We start from the raw sequence: 16966 nt of genomic DNA, 5'->3' as shown, positions 1-16966 counted from the left end.
ACCCGTGGGCCTGTTCTTCCTCACCGCCGGGACGGTCGTACGGCGCCGGGACGCCCGAAAACGCGCTCGCCGCTTCCGGGAGGACGGGCCTCCTGCGCCATCAGGACTGGCTGTTGATGTATCCGATGACGCAGGCGCCCCACCAGCCGGTCTGGCTGATGGTGGCGGCCACGCCCGACTGGACGAGGAAGCGCACGGGGACAGCGGTGTCCCGGTAGTGCTCCAGGCGCTGCCCGAGCCAGTGCGCGTAGAGACCGTTCAGGGTGATGGCCAGCACGAGGGCGATCTTGGTGAGGGTGAGCGTCGACTCCATGTTCGGGCTCAGGAAGAGACCCGTGACGAGGAGACCCGCGAGGCCGCCCCAGATCGGAACCTGCAGTGTGGTGGCGGTGTTCAGGATGTCGGCCAGCCGGCGGCGCCCGAGCAGCCACAGGATGGCGAACCAGTCGACGGCCAGGACGGCGCCGAGACCCACGACCATGGCGGCCAGGTGGAGGAAGCGGGCGGTGGCCTGGAGCGTCGGGTCCGCGTGGACGTGGCCCGACACCCAGCACGCACCGGTCAGGGCGGCGGTGGCGAAGAGCCCGAGCGCTCCGAGGATCCATACCGGGGTCGGCTGCCTGCCGGCTGGGGACCGGTCGGCCGGCGGGGCGGCGGTGGTGATCTGCGCGTCAACGGAGAGGGCCACGGTTCAGCTCGCCAGCTTGTGCACGACGGGGTGGCGGAGGCATCCGGGCGATCTTCGCATGGCTGATTTCTTCCGTAAGGCGAGACGGGGGCTTAGGTAAGGCGAACCTAAGTCATCACTCGGGGCTCCCGCCAGCCCGTCTCACCATCCGATCGACCGGCAAAGGCGGACATAAGAGGGTGCATCCGGAACGCGTGCGTCCGGAATCACACCCGGGCCGGGACCGCCCGGGGAGGAGCGGGCGATCCCGCCCCTCCCCGTCACTCAGTGAGCGTGGCCGTCGGTGTGCGGCGACGCCGGGGGCGCGGACTTCGCCGGCCCCGGCTTCGCGGGAGCGGGCTTCGCCGTGGGCGGGGCTCCGGGGGCGGGCGCCCCCGGACTCGCCGGGGTGGCGGCAGGAGCGTGGCCGTCCTCGGCGGGCTCTTCGGCCCCGCCGTGGCGGTGGCCGGCATCGGGCGCCGCCTCCATGGAGGCGGCGATCTCCCGCAGGCCGAGGAAGGCGAGCACCGCCGTGACGAGAACGGCCAGGCCGACGAGGCCGAAGACCCGGCGCGCCGGGGTGCCGGCGTCCTTGATCACGTAGGCGACGAAGGAGACGACCAGTCCGGCGGGAACGAGAACGGCCCCGCGGGCGGGGAAGTCGTCGAAGTGCTGGAGGCCGCCGCTGAGCATGCCGATGCCGAAGGACAGCAGCAGCGAGGCGCCCATCACCAGCAGCAGACGCGCGGGCCCCGGACGCTCCCTGGTGAGGACGAACTCGTTGAGGACGGTCGCGGCGAGGAAGACGAGGGCGCCGTACGCGGCGATGCGGGTGTAGCGGTCGGGGTCGAGGGGGTGGTGGACGACGGCGCCGCTGATGAGGCCGGCGCCGACGAAGTAGCCGACGTAGCCGAGGTACCGGGCGGCCAGGGACAGGGTACGCGCCGGGCCTGCGGCGTGGCGCTTGCGCCGGGCGGCACGTCCCGTGCCGGGAGAACCGGGTGAGGCGGGAGAGCCGGGTGAGGCGTCCGTGGTCCGGGTGCCGAGGAGTTGGGGCGAAGTCACGTACGAGTTCCTTTGGTGCTGCGTGCGCGGCTCATCGCCCGGCCGGCCACGAGAGGGCGGACCGGGTCTTCGATGAGAGTCGGGTCGGGTCGGGTCGGGTCGGGGAACCCGGACCTATACCCGGTGCACCACCGAGCCGAGGACACTGCGCAGCGGAGGAAGGCCGGACGGAACGGTCCGTTCCCACAAGGCCGTCCGCATCGCACCGGCGGCGCGGGACGGATCGCCGAGGGGATCCAGCGGCGGCGCGGGCAGCTCCGCACCCTGCTGCGGGTGACCGGAGGCGCACGCCTCGGCGGGATGCCCGTGCGCGCCGCCGCCGTGGTCGCCGTGCGCGCCGCCCTCGCCGTCGCCGTGCGCGCCGCCCTCGCCGTCGCCGTGCGCGCTGCCTTCGCCGTCGCCGTGCGCGCTGCCGCCTCCGGGCCCATGGAGCGCAGTGCCGTCGAGCCCGATGACGTCCAAGTGGGCCACCGGAACAGCGCCGCGGGCGACGTGCGCCGAGGCGCTGTCGGCTCCGGCGGCGTGCGTGTAGAGGAACGCGAACAGCAGCGCGGCCAGCCACAGCAGTCGCAGCGCGCCCGCCGGACGGCGGGCCCGCTGCGCGCCGGACGCGGCTCGGGCCGTGATCATGCCGGGACCTTATCCGGCGGCCGCCGGCCACCGCGCGGCGGCCCCGTCGGCGCCAGGTGTACGGCCGTGAGCCGAAATTGCCTGTATCCGGCATTTCGCCACCTTCTCCGGCGGCTCCCGTGGTTGCATCCTCCGCGGAGGGGTGCGTGCACCGGGACCTGGAGGAGGCTGGATGTCCGGCTCGGCCGACGACCCCGCACGGCTCAGCACCCGGGAACGCCGCAGCGGGCGGGGCGCGCTGCTGCGCCCGCCCCCGCGCGCGATGCGCGGTGATCTGGCCCAGCTCGTGTGCGCGCTCACCGGAGCGGCCCTGGGGGTGCTCCTCCCCCGGCTCTCGCTGGGACCCGAGGTGGATGCCGGGCCCGTGGTGACGCTCCTGTTCACCCTCGGATTCGGTGTCATCAGCCTGGTGAGCATCATCTATTCGATGCTGTTCCTGGTCGTCCAGTTCTCCGCCAGCACCTTCACTCCGCGCCTCGGCCTCTTCCGCGACGACCCCATCGTGTGGCGCACGTTCGCCTTCACCGTCGGCGTTTTCGTCTTCAGCATCACCTCGGGGCTCGCCATCGGCGCCCGCAGGACGGCCGTCTCGACCCTCGTGCCGGGTATCGCCATGGTGCTCACCCTGGTCGCGCTCACCCTCATGCGGACCCTGCAGACGAAGGCGTTCCTCTCGATCCAGCTCGGCCACTCCCTGACCGCGATCGCCACGCGCGCGCACCGGCTGTTCGACGACCTGTACCCACGGCCGTACGACCCGGAAACGGAGGCGCAAGCGGAAGCGGAAGCGCAAGCACGAGCGGCCACGCGTACGGCGACGGCAACAGCAGCCGCCGCCACCACGACCGCCGTCCGGTGGACCGGCCCGGCGGTGGTGGTGCAGCGGATCGACGTACGCGCCCTGGTCGCTCTGGCCGAGCGGCGCGGCTGCTCCCTCTCCTTCCTCGTCGCCCCGGGCGCGACCGTGTCGCGGGGCGTCACGCTCGCCGAGGTGACCGGCGGCGAGCTGCCCGAGGCGGTGCTGCGCGGCGCCCTGGAGACCGGAGTCGAGCGCACCTTCGATCAGGACCCCGACCTGCCCTTCCGGCTCCTCGCCGACATCGCGCTGCGCGCGCTCTCCCCGGCGGTCAACGACCCGGCCACGGCGGCGGACAGTCTGGACCGCCTCGAGGACCTGCTGACCCGGCTCTCCGGCCGTGACCTGGCCATCGGCCGGTTCACCGACGCCGGCGGCCGGTTGCGGGTGACGATCCCGGTGCCGGACTGGGAGCGGTACGTACGCACCGCCGTCGACGAGCTCCTCTTCGCCGCCGCGGGCTCCCCGATGGCACTGCGCAGGATGCACGACCTGCTGGGGAGGCTGGCGGAGCGGATCCCGGAGAGCCGGCGCGGGGTCGTACGGGAGCGGCTCCAGTGGGTCGACCGGGCGGGCCGGGAGAGGTACCCGCTGCTCTGGGCCCGTTCCGCGGCGCCGTGAGCAGCGGGAGTGCGCGGGGCTCCGGCGGGAGGGCCCTCAGCGGTAGGTGACGGCACCGCCCCCGGGAGCCCGCGAACCGCCGATCCCTTCGAAGGCGTTGACCTGGGCGGCGGGGACGTGGCTCTCGTTCGCCTCGCTGCCCCGCCCGAAGTGGTTCAGGAGCAGGTTGAGGAGGACGGCGACGAGGCATCCCGCCGTGATGCCCGACCCGAGCACCATGGAGACGGGCGCGGGGAGCCGTTCGTAGAAGTCGGCCGACGCGACGGGGAAGAGACCGAAGGCGAGGGCGACGGACACGATGATGCCGTTGTGCCCGGTGGCCAGGGAGGCCTTGGTCAGGGTCCGGATCCCGGCGACGGTGATCGAGCCGAAGAAGACGACCGCCGCCCCGCCGAGCACGGGCAGCGGCACGAGCGCGACGAGCGAGCCCAGCACCGGTACGAGCCCCATGAGGACCAGGATCGCTCCGCACAGGGTGACCGCGTACCGGCTGCGGATGCGGCTGATCGCCACCAGGCCCACGTTCTGCGCGTAGGCGGTGCTCACGAAGGCTCCCAGGACGCCGCCGAGTGCGGTGCCCAGCCCCTGGGCGCGCAGGCTGCCGGCGATGACGCGCGCGTCGACCGGCCGGTCGACGACCGATCCCACGGCGATCAGGGAGGCGGTGGATTCCGTCATGGAGACGAGCATGACGACGAGCATGGTGGCGATGACCGGCAGCTCGAACTGCGGTGCGCCGAAGGCGAAGGGTTCCGGGAAGGCGAACAGCGGCGCCTGGGACAGCGGTTGGAAATCGACCTTGCCCATCGGCACCGCGGCGGCCGTGCCGGCGACGAGGCCCAGCAGGATGGCCACGCGCTGCAGGAAGCGTCCGCTGAGGAGCCGGTGGAGCAGGAGCGTGACGGCGAGGGTCCCGGCGGCGAGCGCGAGGTTGGACGGTGAGCCGTAGCCGGCGGATCCGGGGTCGCCGCCCCGGGCCCATTCCCCGGCCACCGGCAGCAGCGAGAGGCCGACCAGGGTGATGACGGAGCCGCTGACGACGGGCGGGAAGTAGCGCAGGAGCCGGCAGAAGGCCGGCGCCAGGAGGAAGCAGACGGCTCCGGCGGCGAGGGTGGCGCCGAACACCAGGGGCAGGGTGTCCTGCCCCCGTGACACGGAGGCGGCCGCGAGCGGGGACACCACGGCGAAGGAGACGCCGTTGGTGACGGGCAGCCCGGCCCCCACGCCCCAGAAGCGGAGCGTCTGGGCGACGGTGGCCAGGCCCGCGACCACGAGGCTCGCGGCGAGCAGGGCGGTGAGCTGGCCCGCGGTCAGGCCGAGGGCGCCCCCGATGATCAGCGGAGGCGCCGCGAGGCCCGCGTACATGCTGGCCACGTGCTGCAGGGCGGCGGGGACCATCCGCCGCAGGGGCAGGACTTCGTCCGCGGGATGGACGGGGACGGGTGGGGTCCGCGGTGTCGACGGGGTGGAGCGTTCGTGCGGGTAGGGCGTACGGGAGCGCAAGGGGAGAGTCCCTCCGAGAGACCTCCCGGCCGGCGGGCGGCGGGGACGGTCGGGGGCGAAGCACGGCCGGAAGAGCCGGACAAGTGGACGGACTTGCCCGGAGGGAGACGGAATCGTGCCGGTTTCCGGGGTACGGAAGACGACCAGATTCCTCATTGCGGAATTCACTTTCCACTGTGGACGACAGCGACCCTACGAACCGGCCCCCCGGCCGTCAACTCCTCCAGGGACGCGAATCGATTCCTCCCATTCTTTGGATGTACGCACAAGCCCACCGGATCTTGGCCGCGGAGCCCTCTCGCCCTACGGTGTGCGGCTATGCCCTCCCAAGACGATCTCCGCAGCCCCTCCGCGGGCGACATGTCCCCCTATCCCCCACTGGAGCCGCGCCGCGCCGCCGGCGTGCGCGAGCGGCTCGGACTCACGCCCGGCCAGGTCGCCTGGGCCGTATCCGCCTTCCAGGGGCATCCGCTCCACCCCGGCATCCTGCTGGCCTGGGAGCAGGGCACGCAGATCCCGACTGACCATCAGGTCAAGGCGCTGGCAGCCGCGTTGTGGTGTTCGCCGGGCGAGCTGCTCGCCGAACCGGTCACGCTCCTGCAGTGCCGGACGCTCCTCGGGCTGACCGTGGAGCAGGCGGCCGTGGGGGTCGGCATGACGCGCGACCGTTACGCCGAAGCGGAACGGCGCAATCGCTGGCGCGGGTCGGGACGGCAGACCCGGGCGCTGTTCGAGGTGCTCCGGCCGCCGCCCGCCTGCTACGTCGGGGCGTGCGGGCGGACGGGACAGCTGCGCGTGCTGCTGCGCGAGGCGGTCACCGGGTGGTGGCCGAACTACGTACGCCCCGTCGGGAAGATCGTGCCCGTGGAACCGGCGGAGATCCACCAGGCCCTGGAGCAGCTCCACCTGGAGTACCAGCGGATCGACAACCACGGCCGGACCGGCTCCGCGGCCGAAACCGTCGAACGGGAGGCCCTGGCCTTCCTCGACCGGATCGACGAACACCTGTGGCGGCAGCTGCGGCCGCGGGGAGCCTGACCCCGCCCCACCCGGACACCACCCGGACACCACCCGGATCCCGCCCGCACCCCGCCCGCACCCCACCCACCTCCCGGATCCCGGGTCTTGACACGGCCCCCTCCGCGTGAGGCACTAGAGCCACCCAGCCATACGGAAACTGCTTTCCGCATCGTGGACGATCCGTTCAAGCAGTCTTCTGGCAGGGCCGTCGGGGCTCGCTCACCCCACGGCACCCCGGCTCGGGCAACTCGGTCAGCTCCCCCGTTCCCCGTCACTCCGGGCATCTCCATGCCCCCGGGCCCTTCTGCCGCCCGCTCGACTGCGTCGTCGCACCAGTCCACACGGCCCCCCGAGGCACCGGCCGCGCCTCAGCGCGCCCCGCCCCGGCGACCGCCGTGCCACAGCAGTCCTGGAGGTACCTTCCATGTCACCCACCGCCGCACCCGGCCCCGCCCCGGCACCCGCCCCGGACCCGAGCACGCCGTCCGACACGCCCCCCGCCGCGAAGCATCCCGTCGACCAGACCCTGCCCTTCGGGAAGCTCCTCGGCGCCGGCCTCCAGCACGTGGCGGCCATGTACGCCGGTGTCGTCGCCCCGCCCCTGGTCGTCGGCATCGGCGTGGGGCTGAGTCAGGGCGAGATCGCGTTCCTGATGAGCGCCAGCCTCTTCGCCGCGGGCATCGCCACCCTGCTGCAGACGCTCGGCTTCTGGAACATCGGCGCCCGCCTGCCATTCGTCAACGGCGTCTCCTTCGCCGGTGTGGCGCCGATGCTCGCCATCGCCAAGGCGGAGGGCCCCGACGACGCACTGCCCGTGATCTACGGGGCCGTGATCGTGGCCGGTGTGTTCGGCTTCCTGCTCGCCCCCTGGTTCTGCAAGCTCATCCGGTTCTTCCCGCCCGTGGTCACCGGCACCGTGATCACGCTGATCGGCCTGTCCCTGCTGCCCGTCGCCTTCAACTGGGCCCAGGGCGGGAATCCGAAGGCCGCGGACTACGGGGACGTCAAGTACATCGGCCTCGCCGCGGTGACCCTGCTGATCACCGTGGTGCTGCGCCGGGTGCTGCGCGGGTTCCTCAAGCAGATCTCCATCCTGCTCGGCCTCCTCGCCGGCACCCTGATCGCGCTGCCCCTGGGCCTCGCGGACTTCAGCGCCGTGGCCGACGCGGACGTGATCGGCTTCCCCACGCCCTTCCACTTCGGGGCACCGCAGTTCGCCGTCGCCGCGATCGTCTCCATGATGATCGTGATGATCGTCTCCATGACCGAGAGCACCGCCGACGTCATCGCCCTCGGCCAGATCGTCGACAAGCCGGCGGACGAGAAGACCCTCGCCGCGGCGCTGCGCGCGGACGGCCTGGGCACCGCGCTGAGCCCGCTCTTCAACGGCTTCGCCGCCAGCGCCTTCGCGCAGAACGTCGGTCTGGTCGCCATCACCAAGGTCCGCAGCCGCTACGTCGTGGCCGCGAGCGGCGGCATCCTCATCCTCCTGGGCCTGTGCCCGTTCCTCGCGTCGGTCGTCTCCCTGGTGCCGCAGCCCGTCCTCGGCGGCGTCGGCCTCGCCCTGTTCGGCACCGTGGCCGCCAGCGGCATCCAGACCCTCGCCCAGGCCGGGCTCGAACGCGGCGACAACGTCCTCATCGTGGCCATCAGCCTCGGAGTCGGCGTCATCCCCATGGCCAGCGACGGCTTCTACCACGGCTTCCCGGAGAGCATGCGCATCATCCTCGACTCTGGCATCAGCACCGGCTGCGTCGCCGCGGTACTGCTCAACCTCGCCTTCAACCACATCGGCCGCGCCGGTCAGGACGACATTCCGGAGAAGGAGCCCGCGTCCACCGCGTCCGTGCACTGACCCCGGGAAGGGCCCCGGCCGGCGCACCGGCCCACCGCGCCCACGCCACCGGCGTACAGGCGTACCGGCGGCCGGCACACGGATGCCCCGTGTGCCGGCCGTCCTTCCGCGCGGTCAGGCGCCCGGCGGGATCTCCGAGCGCACCCGGTGGGCCGCCTCGACGAGGTGCTCCAGTGAGGCCCGCGTCTCGGACCAGCCCCGGGTCTTCAGACCGCAGTCGGGGTTGACCCAGAGCCGTTCGGCGGGGATCGCCCCAAGTCCCTTGCGCAGCAGGGCCGCCGCTTCCCCGGCCGAGGGGATGCGCGGGGAGTGGATGTCCCAGACTCCGGGGCCGACCTCGCGGGGGTAGCCCGCGCCGGCGAGCTCGTCGGCGACCTGCATGTGCGAGCGGGCCGCCTCCAGGCTGATGACGTCGGCGTCGAGGTCCTCGATGGCCCCGACGATGTCCCCGAACTCCGCGTAGCACATGTGCGTGTGGATCTGGGTGTCCGGTCGGACGCCGCTGGTGGTGAGGCGGAAGGATTCGGTGGCCCATGCCAGGTAGCCGGCGTGGTCGGCGGCGCGCAGCGGCAGGGTTTCGCGCAGGGCCGGCTCGTCGACCTGGATGACGGACGTGCCGGCCGCTTCGAGGTCCTTCACCTCGTCGCGCAGGGCGAGTCCGACCTGGCGCGCGGTCTCGTCGAGGGGCTGGTCGTCGCGTACGAAGGACCAGGCGAGCATGGTCACGGGCCCGGTGAGCATGCCCTTGACCGGCTTGGCCGTCTGCTCCTGGGCGTACGCGGTCCAGCGGACGGTCATCGGATCGGGGCGGGAGACGTCCCCGGCGAGGACCGGCGGGCGGACGTAGCGGGTGCCGTACGACTGGACCCAGCCGTGCTGGGTCGCGAGGTAGCCGGTCAGCCGCTCGGCGAAGTACTGCACCATGTCGGCCCGTTCGGGCTCTCCGTGTACCAGCACGTCGAGGCCCGTCTTCTCCTGGAAGGAGACGACCTCGCGGATCTCGGCCCGGATGCGGTCCTCGTAGGCCGCCTCGGTGATGCGTCCGGCGCGCAGGTCGGCGCGGGCGGTGCGCAGTTCCGTGGTCTGCGGGAAGGAACCGATGGTGGTGGTGGGGAGCAGCGGCAGGCCCAGGTGGGTGCGCTGGGCGGCGGCCCGTTCGGCGTAGGGCTGGGCGCGGTGGCCGTCGGCGTCGGTGATCGCCGCGGTACGGGCGCGGACCGCCGGGTCGTGGGTGATCCGGGAGGCGGCGCGGGAGGCCAGGTCGGCCCGGTTCGCGGCGAGTTCGGCCGCGATGGCGTCGGTGCCCGCGGCGAGACCCCGGGCCAGCGTGGTGATCTCGGCGGTCTTCTGGCGGGCGAAGGCGAGCCAGCGGCGGATCTGCGGATCGATGTCCCGCTCGGCGTCGGCGTCGAGCGGGACGTGCAGCAGGGAGCAGGAGGCGGCCACGTCCACCCGGTCGGCGAGGCCGAGCAAGGTGCCGAGGGTGGTCAGCGACTTCCGGTGATCGTTGATCCAGATGTTGCGGCCGCCCACCACGCCCGCGACGAGCCGCTTGCCGGGGATGCCGCCGGCCGCGGCGAGGTCGTCGAGGTTGGCGGCGGCCCGGCCGGTGAAGTCGAGGGCGAGGCCCTCCACGGGCGCCTTCGCCAGGACGGGCAGGGCGTCGCCGAGCCGGTCGAAGTAGGAGGCGACGAGCAGCTTGGGGCGCTCGGTGAGCGCGCCGAGCTCGCGGTAGGCGCGGGCGGCCGCGTTCAGTTCGGCCGGGGTGCGGTCCTGGACCAGGGCGGGCTCGTCGAGCTGGACCCACGAGGCTCCCGCGGCGCGCAGGGCGGCGAGGACCTGGGCGTAGACGGGCAGCAGCCGGTCGAGGAGGGCGAGCGGATCGAAGCCGGCCGCCACGCCGGGCGCGGGCTTGGCGAGGAGGAGGTAGGTCACCGGGCCGACGAGGACCGGGCGGGCGGTGTGCCCGAGGGCCAGGGCCTCCTTCAGCTCCGCGACCTGCTTGGCCGGTTCGGCGGTGAAGACGGTGTCGGGTCCGAGTTCGGGGACCAGGTAGTGGTAGTTGGTGTCGAACCACTTGGTCATCTCCAGCGGGGTCACGTCCTGCGTCCCGCGGGCCATCGCGAAGTAGCCGTCCAGGGCGTCCGCTTCGACGGCGGACCGGTGGCGGCCGGGGATCGCGCCGACCATGACCGTGGTGTCCAGGACGTGGTCGTAGTACGAGAAGTCACCGGTCGGAACCTCGGTGATGCCGGCCTCGGCGAGCTGGGCCCAGTTGGCCCGGCGCAGGTCGCGGGCGGTCTCGCGGAGGGCTTCGGCGCTGACGCGGCCCTTCCAGTAGCCCTCGGTCGCCTTCTTCAGTTCCCGGTTGGGTCCCTGGCGGGGGTAGCCGTACACGGTGGCCCCTACGGGCGCGGCTGCGGACTCGGTGGTCACGGAACTCTCCTTCGCGAGCGTGTCTCCATGAACCCGGTGACGGGTCGCGGACGCGAAGGGTGCGGCAGCGGGCGGGCCGCGAGGTCGCGTACGACGGGGTACGCGACGGAGGGGTCCGTCCGAGGTGCACGCCGACCCGCCCACGAGGTCACCGGGAAACCGTGCGCGGTCGATCGCGCACGGGCAACGGGCAGGTCTTCGGACTCGCGGGCGCGCGGACCACAAGGGCCCCCACCTACTGGCCGTCGCTTCCCAGGACCGGTTCCGGTCCCAGTGCGTATGACGGCGGTCGTTCCCACTCACCGCTGCGGGGCAGTCCCGGATTCCCACCGGGTTCCCTCTTACGACGCCTCCCGCCTGGCGGACGGGGGCGAACCAGCTGCGGGGCCCACACTAGGCCGACCGCCCGGGGAATGAACACGACTTCCCGCATGCCGGACGGTGACGTGGGACACGGATGGGCGCGAGACCGGCGGGCCGGGCACCGCCGAACGGGCGAATCACACTGACGGCCCGACAGATAACAGAAAGTTAGCTTAATTCTAATTATGGTGAATTGTCGGATTCTGGGTTGTACTGGACGCCGGTAACACCGTCCATGAACTGGAGCGTTACGTGGCATCCACCACTCTCACCGTCTGGAAGTTCCCCACACCCGAGGGAGCGCAGCAGGCGGAGTCCGCCCTGCTCGCCCTGCAGAAGGAACAGCTGATACAGGTGCACGACGCGGCGGTCGTCACCTGGCGCGACGGGGCCGAGAAGCCGAAGACCCAGCAGCTGAACAGCCTCACGGGAGCGGGCGCGCTCTCCGGCACCTTCTGGGGAATGCTCTTCGGGCTCCTGTTCTTCGTGCCGCTGCTCGGCGCCGCCGTGGGCGCCGCGGCCGGGGCCATCGGCGGATCGCTCTCCGACGTCGGCATCGACGACCAGTTCATCGACACGGTGAAGTCCGAAGTGAAGCCCGGGACCTCGGCGCTGTTCCTGCTCTCCTCCGACGCCGTGGTCGAGCGGGTCCGCGGCGCCTTCCCCGGCGGGCAGGCCCAGCTGATCCGCTCCAACCTCTCCGGCACGCAGGAGCAGCAGCTCCGCGAGGTCTTCGCCGCCTGAGCTGGCGCCGCCGGGGGCCCTGACGACGCCGTGACGCCGTGACGCCGTGGCCCGGGACCGGGGACTCCTCCCCGGTCCCGGGCCGCGGCGGTGACCCCGCCCCGTTGCGGGATGTCCACCGACCCGAGGATCTGAGGAAGGGGCCCGAGCGGTGAGCGTTCCGCGGACAGCAGGACCGCACGACAAGGACGGGGCGGGCTCCTTCGCCCCCTGGCTGCGCCGCTACCGCGGCAGATGGCTGCGGGGCGACACGCTGGGCGCCCTCACCGCGTGGGCGCTGATCGTGCCCGAGTGCGTCGCCTACGCGCAGATCGCCGGGGTCCCGCCGCAGAACGCCTTCTACGCGGCCCCGGTCGCCCTCCTCGTGTACGCGCTGCTGGGCCGCTCCAACTTCCTGCTCATCGGGGCCACCTCGGCCGCCGCGGTCCTCTCGGCCGCCACCGTCTCGGCGGTCGGTCCCGCCCCGCAGGACGCCGTCGGGCTGTCGGCCGCCCTCGCGGTGATCGTCGGCGCGGTGCTGCTGGCGGCGGGGCTGGCCCGGCTCGGGTTCCTCACCAGCTTCCTCGCCGAACCGGCCCTGGTGGGCTTCCTGTTCGGCATGGCCCTGACGATCGTCGTCCGGCAGGCCGCGAAGCTCGTCGGGGTGCCGGGCGGTGACGGCACCTTCTTCGAGCGGCTGTGGACCGTCCTGTCGGGGGCCCCGCACTGGTCCCTGGCCACTCTGGCCGTCGGGGCGGGCGCGCTGGCCCTGCTGTTCGTGCTGGAACGCCTCGCGCCCCGCCTGCCCGCCTCCCTGATCGTCCTGGTGGCGGCCCTCCTGCTGTCGGCCGCCCTCGACCTCGAAGACCACGGCGTCGACACCGTCGGGCACATCCCCCCGGCCGTGCCGGTCCCCCACCTGCCGGGGATCCCGGCCGCCGACTGGATCGCCCTGTCCGGGGGCGCCCTGGGCGTGGCCCTCGTGGTCTTCGCCGAGGCCTTCAGCATCGCCAGCCGCTTCGCCCGGGAACACGGCCAGGAGGTGGACGCCAACCGGGAGATGGCGGCCATCGGCCTCAGCAACATCGCCGTCGGGCTGTTCCGCGGGTTCGTCGTCTCCGGCAGCGCCTCGCGCAGCGCGGCCGCGGCCGGAGCGGGCGGCCGGACCCCGATGGTCTCCCTGATCGCGGCCGGGCTGATCCTGCTGACCGGCGCCTTCCTCACCCCGCTGTTCACGGACCTGCCCGAGCCGGTCCTCGGCGCCATCGTCATCTTCGCCGTACGCGGCTTCCTGCGGGTCGACGAGCTGCGCCGCTACCTCCGCCTGGACCGGCGCAGCCTGTGGGTCGCGCTCACCTCGCTGTTCGGCGTGCTCCTCTTCGACCTGCTGCCCGGACTGCTGCTCGCCGTCGCCCTCTCCCTCGCCCTGTTCATCGGCGCCGCCGGCCGGCGCGACGTCGCCGTCCTCGGCCGGCTGCCCGGGACCCGGCTGTACGGCGACACCACCGGGCACGAGGACGCCGCCACCGACCCCGCCGTACTGGTCCTGCGCCCCGACGGCAGCCTGTTCTTCGGCAACGTCAACCGGGTACGGCTGGCCGTGCTGGAGCGTATGCGGACCGCCCCGGCGGCGCCCCGGGCCGTGGTCCTGGACCTGACCGCCTGCTTCCAGCTCGGAGTTCCCGTCCTGGACACCCTCGAGGAGCTCCGCGAGGAACTCGACGGGCAGGGCGTCGCCCTGCACCTGGCCCGGCTGCGCTCACCGGCCGCCGCCGAGCTGGCCCGCCATCCGCTCGGCGCCCGCCTGGGCGTGCGCGAGGTCCACCCCACCGTGGACGCGGCGGTGGCGGCCGCCGGGGCCGGGGTTCCGAGGTCCGAACTCCCCCCGGATGCAGCTCATTAGTTTGTGTGTCAGGTTTTATCCAGAAGTTCCGAAATGGGAAGGATTTCCATGAAGCGTCTCCCGATCGCCGCGGCCCTGGGTGCGGCCGCGGCCCTGTTCCTCACGTCCTGCTCCTCGGACGACCCGAGCCCCAAGGCGCAGGCGACCCAGGCCGCCTCGGAGCTCTGCACCGGTCTGTCCACCCTGAAGGCCGACCAGGCCAAGCTGGCCGCGCTGGACCCGGCCTCCGCGACGAAGGACCAGATCAAGGACGCCGTCGACGCGGTCCAGACGGACTGGGACAAGGTCAACTCCTCCCTCAAGGACCTGGATTCCGCGAAGAAGTCGGCGGTGGGCTCCGCCGTCGGCGACCTCAAGTCCGGCTTCGGGAACCTGCCGGGCGACACCACCGGATCCCAGGCCCTGACCCAGCTCAAGCCCCAGATCCAGAAGTTCGACGAGACCCTCGTCGCGGCCTCGGCCGGTGTCACGTGCCCGTGACCCCCGCACACCACCAGAAGGCCGTCCGCGGCGCCTGCGTCGCCCTGCTCGCGGCGGCGGTCCTCGCCACGACGGCCGGCTGCTCCGACTCGGACGGCGACGTGTCGGCCGGAGTGTCCAAGGCGGCCTCCGCCGCGGCCTCGGCCCAGTCGCAGGCCGCCGATGCCGTCGACTCGGCCACAGCGGCCGCGAAGAAGAAGCTGGCCGAGGTCAAGGACGGCGTCGACGCCCAGGACGCGGTGACGCTCGGCGCGGTCACCGCCGACGGCGACGGACGGTCGGCCGTCACCGTCACGGCCCGCAACACCGACGGATCGACGAAGTCCTTCGCCGTCCAGGTCGACTACAAGGACGCCTCCGGCAATGCGCTGGACACGGTGGTCGTCACCGTCTCCGACGTGCCCGCCGGGCAGTCCAAGGACGCGACGGCGCGCAGCACCCGCAAGCTCTCGGGCGAGGTGCGCGCCACCGTCGGCACCGCGCTCCGGTACTGACCCCGGCCGTCGGCCGCCCCGGCCCCGTACCGCACGGAGTTTCACCGTGCGGGGCGGGGCCCTTCGCCGTGCGGGGCGGCCGCACGGCCGGTGCCGTCCGGGACCTTCGGCCCTGCCGGTGGGACCAAGGGCCCGGATTGTGCCCGTGAGCTGCTGTTAGCGTTGAGGTGTCGCCGCCCGTGAGTGCACCGCGCTCGCCCATCCGATGGCCGATGGCCGCGACCGCGTATGACCTGCGCCCTGCCGAGAGGAGGCGATCGCCCCATGGATCACAGTCCGAGTCCACTGAACCAGCCGCGCCGCGTCGCCTCGTCCTCCGCCGCGCTCTGATCCGCGTCTTCGCGTAGCCAGAGCTCTCTCCCCCGGCGGTCCCCGGCGGTCCCAGGCGCTCCGTGCCCAGCCGTCACACCTTCTCCGGCCCGTTCCGGCAACCCCGTGCGCCCTGCCCTTCCGGCGGGCCCGTCCGTCATACCCCGGGCCCTGTGATCACCCTTTCCCGGGGCGCCCCCTGGCCGCTCCGCCCTGTCCGGGCACAGCCATGTCCGGTACCCCGTACCCCTTTCACATTTCACCTTTCAGCGAAGGAAGCACTGTCATGACCATCAACACCACGTTCACCCACGCCAACCCCACCGCCACGACCGCCGAGGAGCAGGACCGGGCCCTGGCCGTCCTGCACGAGATCCGCGACGAACTGCGCGACTTCAACAAGGACATGGACCGCCTGAACAAGCTGACGGAAGATCAGGTCAAGTCCACCGTCGAGAACCGCAAGCTGACGGCCCTGACCCTCATGTTCGTCATCCCGTCGACCTTCGCCGCGATCCCCGGCGCCAACTTCGAGCACCTCAACGAGTACGGCTTCGACAACTTCTTCGCGCTGCCGGTCCTGCTCGGCACCGTCCTGGCCGCCTCGCTGGGCACCTTCGTCTTCGTCAAGAAGAAGGGATGGCTCTAGAGCGCCCCGGCCGGCGAGGGCAGCGGCGGGAGGGCCGGCTCGAAGAGCCAGGCCCTGAACAGGTCCTCCAGCGGTTCGGCCGCGTAGCGCGCCGCGTGCGCGGTGAAGCCGGCCGTGGTGACCACGCCGTGGCGGTGCACGGTGCCCCACTCCCGCAGCATGCGGAAGAACGGGCCGTCCCCCAGCGCGCAGCGGATCGCGTGCACGGCCAGGCCGCCGCGCTGGTAGAGGCGGTCGTCGAACATCAGCTTGCGTCCCGGGTCGGCCAGCAGGAGGTCCTGCGGCTGTCCGGACAGCAAACGGTGTGCGGCGGCCGCCAGTTCGTGCGCGGTGCGACCGCCCGAGCGCTCGGACCAGAGCCATTCCGCGTACTTCGCGAAACCCTCGTTGAGCCAGATGTGCCGCCAGTCGGCGATGGTCACGCTGTTGCCGAACCACTGGTGCGCGAGCTCGTGGGCGACGAGCCGCTCGGAGCCGCGTACGCCGTCCACGTGGTTGGCGCCGAACAGGGACAGCCCCTGCGCCTCCACCGGCACGTCCAGCTCCTCGTCGGCGACGACCACCGCGTACTCGCCGAAGGGGTAGGGGCCGAACAGCTCCTCGAACAGCTGCATCATGGCGGGCTGCCGCGCGAAGTCGCGGGAGAAGCGGGGCAGCAGGTGCGCCGGTACGTGGGCGCTCTGCGGAACTCCGCCGAGCCCGGGATCGCCGAGCAGCACCGTCTGGTACATGCCGATGGACAGGCCGACCAGGTACGTGGAGGTGGGCGCGGGCTGCTCGTACACCCAGGTGGTCGTGGAGGCCCGGGTCGTGCGCGTGAGCAGCCTGCCGCCGGCCACGACGGTGTAGGCGGAGGGGGTGTTGACCGAGATCTGGTACGAGGCCTTGTCCGCGGGCCGGTCGTTGCAGGGATACCAGGAGGGCGCGCCGACGGGCTGGCTGGCCACCAGCGCCCCGTCGGTCAGTTCCTCCCAGCCGATCCCGCCCCAGGGGCTGCGCACCGGGGTGGGGTTGCCCGCCCAGTGCACCTCCACGGTGAAGGCGGCGCCGGCGGCCAGCGGCTTGGGCGGCCGGATCCGGAGTCTGCCGCCGCGGTGGCTGTAGTGCGGGGCGCGGCCGTTCACCAGGACGCGTCCTATTTTGAACTCGGCCAGGTTGAGGTGGAACTCGGTGAGCGACGCCCGCCCGGCGATCGCGCTGAGCCGGGCCGTCCCGGCGAGCCGGTTGGGGCCGGGACGGTACTCCAGAGCGAGTTCGTACCGGTGCACGCGGTAACGGGGGTCGCCGTTGGCCGGAAAGTACGGGTCCGATGCCGCTGTCTTCTGGCCGTTCACTGCCGCTTCCGCTCCCTGCGTTGTGCTCGTACGACGTGCTGGTGGTGCCGGGCCCGGA

The 16966-nt window shown here is 72.6% G+C and carries 14 protein-coding genes and 1 riboswitch; of the genes, 8 read left to right on the top strand and 6 right to left on the bottom strand.

What is annotated here, in order from left to right:
* Positions 1-100: 100 nt before the first annotated feature.
* From ACWCP2_RS00730 to ACWCP2_RS00720, 3 genes are all read right to left on the bottom strand, one after another.
* Complete coding sequence (locus ACWCP2_RS00730) at positions 101-688, bottom strand: hypothetical protein (RefSeq protein ID WP_450906405.1); 588 nt, start codon at positions 686-688, stop codon at positions 101-103.
* A gap of 264 nt (positions 689-952) precedes the next feature.
* Positions 953-1732: a hypothetical protein gene (locus tag ACWCP2_RS00725; protein WP_450906404.1), complete on the bottom strand. Its 780-nt coding sequence runs from the start codon at positions 1730-1732 to the stop codon at positions 953-955.
* Between the two features lie 114 nt (positions 1733-1846).
* Complete coding sequence (locus ACWCP2_RS00720) at positions 1847-2362, bottom strand: hypothetical protein (protein ID WP_450906403.1); 516 nt, start codon at positions 2360-2362, stop codon at positions 1847-1849.
* Positions 2363-2534: 172 nt separating this feature from the next.
* Here ACWCP2_RS00720 and ACWCP2_RS00715 point away from each other — a divergent pair, with 172 nt between their 5' ends.
* A complete protein-coding gene (locus ACWCP2_RS00715; RefSeq protein WP_450906402.1) occupies positions 2535-3839 on the top strand; it encodes a DUF2254 family protein in 1305 nt (434 codons plus the stop codon).
* A 36-nt stretch (positions 3840-3875) separates the two neighbouring features.
* Here the strand turns inward: ACWCP2_RS00715 and ACWCP2_RS00710 are convergent, their stop codons facing one another.
* Positions 3876-5342: a nucleobase:cation symporter-2 family protein gene (locus ACWCP2_RS00710; protein WP_450906401.1), complete on the bottom strand. Its 1467-nt coding sequence runs from the start codon at positions 5340-5342 to the stop codon at positions 3876-3878.
* Positions 5343-5660: 318 nt separating this feature from the next.
* On the opposite strand from ACWCP2_RS00710, the gene ACWCP2_RS00705 reads away from it, so the two are divergent.
* Positions 5661-6380: a helix-turn-helix domain-containing protein gene (locus ACWCP2_RS00705; protein ID WP_450906400.1), complete on the top strand. Its 720-nt coding sequence runs from the start codon at positions 5661-5663 to the stop codon at positions 6378-6380.
* Positions 6381-6786: 406 nt separating this feature from the next.
* Positions 6787-8217 carry a nucleobase:cation symporter-2 family protein gene (locus ACWCP2_RS00700; RefSeq protein ID WP_450906399.1) on the top strand — a complete coding sequence of 477 codons (1431 nt, stop codon included), beginning with the start codon at positions 6787-6789 and terminating at the stop codon, positions 8215-8217.
* A gap of 114 nt (positions 8218-8331) precedes the next feature.
* On the opposite strand, the gene metE is transcribed toward ACWCP2_RS00700, so the two are convergent.
* Positions 8332-10653 carry a 5-methyltetrahydropteroyltriglutamate--homocysteine S-methyltransferase gene (gene metE, locus ACWCP2_RS00695; protein WP_450906398.1) on the bottom strand — a complete coding sequence of 774 codons (2322 nt, stop codon included), beginning with the start codon at positions 10651-10653 and terminating at the stop codon, positions 8332-8334.
* A gap of 172 nt (positions 10654-10825) precedes the next feature.
* Positions 10826-11048: riboswitch (cobalamin riboswitch) on the bottom strand.
* A gap of 220 nt (positions 11049-11268) precedes the next feature.
* Between metE and ACWCP2_RS00690 the strand changes: the two genes are divergently transcribed.
* From ACWCP2_RS00690 to ACWCP2_RS00670, 5 genes are all read left to right on the top strand, one after another.
* Positions 11269-11760 carry a DUF1269 domain-containing protein gene (locus ACWCP2_RS00690; RefSeq protein WP_450906397.1) on the top strand — a complete coding sequence of 164 codons (492 nt, stop codon included), beginning with the start codon at positions 11269-11271 and terminating at the stop codon, positions 11758-11760.
* A 151-nt stretch (positions 11761-11911) separates the two neighbouring features.
* Entirely contained in the window at positions 11912-13642 is a 1731-nt protein-coding gene (locus ACWCP2_RS00685; RefSeq protein WP_450906396.1) for a SulP family inorganic anion transporter, read from the top strand.
* A gap of 48 nt (positions 13643-13690) precedes the next feature.
* Positions 13691-14122 carry a hypothetical protein gene (locus ACWCP2_RS00680; protein WP_450906395.1) on the top strand — a complete coding sequence of 144 codons (432 nt, stop codon included), beginning with the start codon at positions 13691-13693 and terminating at the stop codon, positions 14120-14122.
* Positions 14119-14616 (top strand): FxLYD domain-containing protein, encoded by a 498-nt coding sequence (locus ACWCP2_RS00675; protein WP_450906394.1) that lies wholly within the window; start codon positions 14119-14121, stop codon positions 14614-14616. The genes ACWCP2_RS00680 and ACWCP2_RS00675 overlap by 4 nt, the downstream gene beginning before the upstream one ends.
* 595 nt (positions 14617-15211) lie before the next feature.
* A complete protein-coding gene (locus tag ACWCP2_RS00670) occupies positions 15212-15574 on the top strand; it encodes a hypothetical protein (RefSeq protein WP_450906393.1) in 363 nt (120 codons plus the stop codon).
* Here ACWCP2_RS00670 and ACWCP2_RS00665 read toward each other — a convergent pair.
* The gene (locus ACWCP2_RS00665) at positions 15571-16908 is read right to left on the bottom strand and encodes a M1 family metallopeptidase (protein ID WP_450906392.1); all 1338 of its coding nucleotides are present in this window, start codon (positions 16906-16908) and stop codon (positions 15571-15573) included. The two genes, ACWCP2_RS00670 and ACWCP2_RS00665, sit on opposite strands and share 4 nt — an antisense overlap.
* Positions 16909-16966 lie beyond the last annotated feature (58 nt).

It is taken from the genome of Streptomyces sp. NPDC002104, from assembly GCF_053593795.1.
This window is presented reverse-complemented; position numbering and strand designations above follow the sequence as displayed.